Source organism: Arthrobacter sp. Bz4 (genome assembly GCF_003075455.1).
In the GTDB taxonomy this organism is placed as follows: Bacteria; Actinomycetota; Actinomycetes; order Actinomycetales; family Micrococcaceae; genus Arthrobacter_D.
Genome location: NZ_QDAE01000045.1, coordinates 1 through 6368, shown reverse-complemented (window position 1 = coordinate 6368; position 6368 = coordinate 1). Strand labels below are relative to the sequence as shown.

General features: G+C 56.3%; 6 protein-coding genes. 5 read left to right on the top strand and 1 reads right to left on the bottom strand.

What is annotated here, in order from left to right:
* The first annotated feature begins 1629 nt into the window (after nucleotides 1-1629).
* The 5 genes from DDA93_RS15775 to DDA93_RS15750 all read left to right on the top strand — a co-directional run bounded on the left by DDA93_RS15775 (nucleotide 1630) and on the right by DDA93_RS15750 (nucleotide 6085).
* Entirely contained in the window at nucleotides 1630-2340 is a 711-nt protein-coding gene (locus DDA93_RS15775) for a hypothetical protein (RefSeq protein ID WP_133185592.1), read from the top strand.
* Between the two features lie 192 nt (nucleotides 2341-2532).
* On the top strand, nucleotides 2533-3207 hold the full coding sequence (locus tag DDA93_RS15770) for a hypothetical protein (RefSeq protein WP_207771370.1): 675 nt from the start codon (nucleotides 2533-2535) through the stop codon (nucleotides 3205-3207).
* 857 nt (nucleotides 3208-4064) lie between these two features.
* Nucleotides 4065-4304: a hypothetical protein gene (locus DDA93_RS15760; RefSeq protein WP_116779277.1), complete on the top strand. Its 240-nt coding sequence runs from the start codon at nucleotides 4065-4067 to the stop codon at nucleotides 4302-4304.
* A gap of 1 nt (nucleotide 4305) precedes the next feature.
* Complete coding sequence (locus tag DDA93_RS15755) at nucleotides 4306-5076, top strand: hypothetical protein (protein WP_116779276.1); 771 nt, start codon at nucleotides 4306-4308, stop codon at nucleotides 5074-5076.
* A gap of 52 nt (nucleotides 5077-5128) precedes the next feature.
* Nucleotides 5129-6085, top strand: coding sequence for a hypothetical protein (locus DDA93_RS15750; protein WP_133185588.1), 957 nt, complete (start codon nucleotides 5129-5131; stop codon nucleotides 6083-6085).
* 82 nt (nucleotides 6086-6167) lie between these two features.
* Here the strand turns inward: DDA93_RS15750 and DDA93_RS15745 are convergent.
* A partial coding sequence (locus tag DDA93_RS15745) for an IS3 family transposase (protein WP_165802661.1) occupies nucleotides 6168-6368 on the bottom strand: 201 nt, incomplete at its 5' end.

Below are 6368 nucleotides of genomic sequence, written 5' to 3'. Positions count from 1 at the left end.
ACACCTTAGTCAGGTGCGACGCGCACTGTGGGGAACATTGGACCGAGAACCGAATAGGGTCAGACCGCTCTCGACTTCCGGGGATGAAGTGCGGGCTGTATGGCGCCGTACGTTCACAGAGGATCGCCGCAGCTAGCCGGTCTCCATGAGTGAGTCTTACTCCTCCTTGGACAAAAACACTGCGGATCCACGGCCGTAGATAATCTCCACATCGACGCAATCGTCGTTCACCCGTTCGATGAGGCCCGTAAGGTATCGCCCCGCTTCAGATGCTAGGACTAATATCCTTCGTTCCGGTTCACGGCAAAGACGCACCACTACCCCCGGAACGCCTTCGGAAGACCGCGGCGTGCTCCTATGGAGGTAGCTGTTCCGTCTGAGAAGCCGAAACAAGATACCCGTAAGACAACAAAAGCAGCTCCAGAGGAAACTCAGTGAAAAATCTCCCCAAAGTCATGTATTCGGAGCAGTACTCCCCCATGAAGTAGTAAGAAAGCCCACCAAGGGCTCCAAGAGAGAAAAGAGGCCGACCCCCACAGGACGACTGCAACCCACCCACCAAAACAGGCACACCCGAGTGCACAGGACGCGCCGGTTTGTGCACAGTCAGAGAGCGAAACAGCCTCTGACAAGGGGAAACGTGTGCCCGAAGTGGGACTTGAACCGGCTTTCACCCCCTGCAAACACTGGCCTCCCCCGAAAACCTCCCCAAACCCGCCCAGTCCGACACCGATACGACCCAGTCCGACACCCAAGGTGTGCACATTGTGCACACCCCCTTTTTTGCCCTCCGCTTGGCCGGAATTTCCTGGCCACCTGTGCCCCCTGTCGAGCGAGCAACTCCATACCCCGTGACCGTCCGACGAGACCCGTCATCGGCACTTTCAAAAGCCCGTGAGTATGTGCCGAATAGCCGTCATCAAGACCGTATTTCACAGGTACTGCGTCCAGCAACATCATGGAAATTAGCTCTCCTTTCCGAACATCTCATGGATATGCGAGAAGGAAGTAACGTGACCAAGGACTTCCTTACATTCCGGTGACAGTTCGGTCGATCGGCGCAGTACGAGGCCCGGTTGGTTCAGACAAATTCTTTCCACCGAAATCAGAAATCAGCAGGCATTCACATCGATTCGATAGATGAACCGCAAACCTTCGCCGCCCTCGCCCGCCAGGGGGGCACCTTTGCCAGACTCTCGGACCTCCCTGCCGCTGACCAGCGACGCAGCTCCAGACTTCAGAGCCTTGGCGGGCTGGGCGGGGATATTGGAGGGCCTAGACCCTAGCACCGACGGCTAAAGGGGGAGCTCGGCAGCTGGTAACCAAACCACGAGCCACGCCAGAGACTCAACCAAACCGAGGCAGTCCCGAGGCTCACCTGCTGATGTCAGCCTCTGAGATAATTGTGACATGTTAGATACAGAAGTGCCGCCCGCAGTCACCTGTCGAAACCAGGCTAATTGCGGCGTACGGGTACACGTTGCGGGCAGCGTAGCTCACGTGAAATGCCTCCAGTCAGTGCTAAGAGCAAGACGAAGCGAAACATCCATTGCCAGACTACGGACCCACAGAGAGCGAAACTTCGGCCATGACGCAACGAAGGTGCGGAGCGAGAATGCTCTTGCGAAGTTGGCGCTCATCGAAGTTTTCGATGCACGCTGCGTGATCTGCGGTGGCTTTCTTGGGGCGTCTCGCGGCACGAGCGAGAGCTCGATCGAGGAGTTGATCAAATCGGCAAGCGCCACATCGATCCCAATCGGCACGATCAACCTCGACCATATGAGTCCGGCTTCAGCCGATGGGCCCGACCACCTACTGAACTACGCCCCGGCGCATGAATCCTGCAACAAAGGCCGGGGCAACCGCCCTCCAACGGCGGAGCATAAGGCGCGCTTTCGGGACGCCTGGCTCGGCTACGAGTCGAACGGACACGCACAGGTCCTGAGCCGAATGATCGTCGCCGCCCGGGACATCGAGCTAAATCCGGCCCGCCACGTCTACATGAGCGGAGATGCCGAACAAGACCGTAGTGCAGTGGCGGCAGAACTTGCCGATGACCAGATAGCGATGAGATTCGAGGTCCGACCGTGTACGCACGGCCACAACTTTCATGTCTACCCCAACGATCCAGACTTCTGCATCAAGCGCGGCCCCGAACACGAGTGTCAAATGAGCACCTGCCGTATCTTCTCGCGAGCAGATCATTGCTGGCTGGAGGGTGGGATGAAGCGCGGCTCTACCTATCCCTTCACAGTATTCGTAGATGGATTCGGACGCGGTCACTCTCTTGAGCTCGCCCGGTTCCTGGAAGCCTTCGTCGCCATCGACGACGAGGCGTAGACCCGCCGGCCCCGGCGCTTTCCTGAGACTTCCCGTGGCCCTGAATGGGAAACCCACGAGGCTACTTGCCCCGGCGCGCATTTCCTGGCCGCCTATGGATAGCCGCTAACACTCGAACTTTCCCCGACTTTTTGACCACCGGAATCCCAGGCAGGAAACAAACAAGAGTGGCGCTCCGTGAGAGGATCACTTGTGCCTCCGACTACACCACCTATCATCATCAACATGCCCGATACAGGCGCTCCTTGGTGGGGCGTGCCTCTACTGGCTGGCCTCTTCGTAATCATCGGTGCTCTGGTTGCCTTCTTCTCAACGCAAGCAAGTGATAGGCGTAAAGCTGCGAGTGACAAGGGAACCAAGCAGCTTTCAGACACACGCGAAGCAGCCGAGGCTCTCTTGAAGGTCGGGAACGACCTAGAAAAGCTTGTTAAAGAGCAGGAGACCAAGACCCGTGCAAGGCCCGCCAACGAGTACCTGGATCTTTGCATGGAGCATGTCCTACAGCTCAAGGAGGTTTGGGCCGCCTATGAACTTGTATCCATAAAATCCACCCTCAAACCGGGCGAAGATTACTTTGCCGCACAGCTACTTCTGGCCATGCCTACAGCTGATTCTACAAAGCGAACCGCGCTTCTGAACGCCGAAGCAACTAGGAGGATGGACTTCATCAATAGCCTGCGGACAGCAGCAGGTCTGGAGAAGATTGACCGGACACCAGGCCAAGTCGTCCCGCGAGTGGATATTGATAAAGATGAGGCGCAGAAGAAAGTATTTTTGGAAGCAGCCGCAGAGCTGATTACACGGCATCCGGTCAAGCACGATAATGCCAAGGACGGCGGGACACCAAGACAGCCGGAACCCAAATAAGGAAGAGCGCCTCCTATGGGCGCTCTCTTTTAAGACTGCGGCTACTTGGGCTTCTCAGCAGCTTTCGAGCAAGAGGAAGGCGGCAAGAACGAAGAGGTCGGTACTTTTTGGCCTGCCAGCCCGACGCCCAACTCGTCGTCTGTGCGCCTACCAGAATGCCCGCAGCGGTCACAACACAACCGCGCATGTATGCACGCCCGTCCGACGCGCTGCAATGGCCGACCGCTGCCGGTCCACTTCATCGTGAATCAGCTCCGACTCGTCCTAGGGTAGGTAGGTTTCTTTGCTGGGTGGAGCAATTAAGTTGAAGCTCCATTTGGGAGGTCCAGTTGGAATTGAAATGAGCGCATCTCAGTGCACGTCGCCCTAGGCTTCACCAGGAGCGCGATGAACTCAGGTCTAAAGCGCTCAAAGCTCGTATTTTCTGCCAGGTTGCGGTAGGCGCCCCAGGCCGCGCCTTCTTCTTTCGAGCTGGCGATAACTGCTGCTGCCGAGTAGCAGCCTTCCTGTTCAAGTCGCCGGCAGAAGATCTCGTAGCGGTCCAAATGACTTGCACCTTCAAACTCACCATCAGGGTAGAAATGCGGACGCGACATCCGGATCGGCGTATGCGACTTAGGTGCAGCTTCAACCAGGATGCACCACCCAAGAAGAAATGTTCCTGTCGTCCGTAGACGCCTTTCTCCACGGCCGTTCGGATGTCAGTGAAAGACCCTATTGCTACTTCAGTGCGGTTGTTGAAGTTGTTGCCAAAGGAAGGATCAGTAGCACGCTTGAACTCAAGAACAGCCAAGAGCTCGCCGCGGCGGGTCAAGACAAGGTCACAGTCCTTTGCCGGACGCAGGTAGCCAGGGAGCGTGACGTGGCGCTTTTCAGTTGCCCACTACGAGGCCTTCAATCTTCAGTTCATTTATCAGGTCGGCAAAGATGAGAACGAACCCATTAAGGTTCTTTCCGGCTGTCGCACCAGCGCGACCACCTCGATCACTGTCTCGACCAGCGGCCTCTGCACGTTCTCGCGTCTCCCAAAAGAAGTGCTCACCATGGGGGTGGGAGTAGACGCCGATTGTGGTCACTGCCAGCCGATAAGCTCTTAGGATGACCGCAGGTTTCTACGACGACGACTTCTCCCGCCAGTTTTGGAAGAACCAGGAGGCGTACAAGAACCTCCAAAGGATGATCAATCAGACCATGGCTCCTGCTATGGAAGCCATCCGGCAAAGCGAGGCCATCACTGCCCTTCAAAAGCAGATGGCAGCGGCTGTGCTGCCAGCGATAGATCGCTCGGCCTTCAACGCCATGAGGTCGTTTGCCAAGATGATGCCGGTCATCGATGTCCCTAAGATGCCTCTCCTGACTTTCCGCGACATCACGAAGTTCAAGCTCGGGGATGACGTAGCTCAGAAGTTTGTTGATTCCATCGATGTTGACGAGCTGACCAAAAGCACCGCGCCTCCCGTTGAGCACGAACCAACCACCACACCGCGGCCAAAAGACAACGCACCGGTTAGTCCGCCGAAGATCGATCTAAAGAACTTCAAAGAAGAAGACCTTGATCGCTACGCGGACCTGCTCTATTTGGCGCAACCTCTGCTACCTCAAGCGCTCGAAAACGACCCAGAACTGTCCAAGTTGGATAACTACCAAAAGAAGGTCTTCGTCTGGCTCCTGAGCCTCATGGTGATGTGCGGCATGAGCGTACTGCACACCTGGGGAACCTATGACGAAACCGTCGCAAGCATCACTGCCGTCGCGGAACAGATAGATAGCGGCATTTTGGGCTCCGACGACATCACGAAGGTCATCCTTCCAAAGGAAGAGGACAACGAGCTGCTACAAGAACGTGAGGATGAACCCAAGGATGCCTGACTAATCCTCACTTCATTTGCTCACGCACACCACTTCAAAACCGGGGGAACCATTGCTCGCGCAGATCTTGCCAGGCTTCAGAGACTTCAAAACGCCACTGATTACCGGCTACCTATGGCTGGTCGTTGTATGGATCGGCTTCGGGATGCCTATCCCGAGCAAAGACGAGTCGACCGGCGGCATGGGCATGATCAACTGGCTCACCGGTTATACGTCCACAGCAACCATCCTGGCCGTCCTGAGCTTTGTGGCGTATGTCGTCGGCATCCTGGTATCCATCGACGTAAAGCTAGCCACGCGGCTTGTCATGCGATACGGCTTTACCTTGGAACGTCAGCTGAATGAAAATCAGAAGCGCGTGTGGAAGCGCCTGCCACACCGAGAGAATGTGTCTTATCGCCGTTCTCTAGCGCACGAATCTGGATCTACACTTCTGAAGATTCTCTGGGAGGCGTTCAGCCGCGTAGAAGCAAGGAATGTTCCTTGGTATCCCCTTCTCAAGGAATACAACCTTCCTGTAATGGACGAGGAGGATTACAACGAGCGCGTGCAGACAGAGGCAGGCGATAGAACTGAGGCGGACAGGCAGATCCGCAAAGAAGCCCTTCGGACGTTGTCACCTCGACTTCTCCAGGAGATGGCGGAAGACATCCCCGTTCTAGCGACCAAACTTCAAGAGAAGAACAAGGATCTGTTCGACTCCTACGACCGTGACCGGTCAGAGGCGGAGTTCCGCCTCAGCATCGCGCTCCCGATCGCCGTTCTATCTGTCGAGCTGTTCATCCTGGGGCTTGGAGGGGATGTCGTGCTTGGATCTGTAGCAGCAGTGGTTGGACTGGTTGCATCGGTCGTCTTGCTCCGGAAGGGGTGGCTAAAAATTCTCGACTCAACGAGCGTCGTGGTGACCGCATTGGAAATCGGAACTATCTCGTCCCATGTCATCGAGAGGCTGGACGCTCTGGAAAGCAAGAAGCCCAAAGTCGACATTCCTCCGACCATCACCAGTTAGAGCCTATGGATCAATCCTCAGGTCGTTGTCGCTGGGGACTGCCCCTGCTTTTGTTGACTCGGTGACGTGCCCTACGGCTTGGTTACCGGGTTCGGTTGATTGTTTCATATTCAATTGAGGTGAGCTTTCCCAGCCGGCGTTGCCGGCGGCGGCGGTGATAGGTCCGCTCGATCCACGTCGTAATTGCTAGCCGGAGTTCCTGGCGTGTGCTCCACCGTTTGCGGTCCAGGACGTTCTTTTGCAGCAGCGAGAAGAAGGATTCCATGGCAGCGTTATCAGCGCA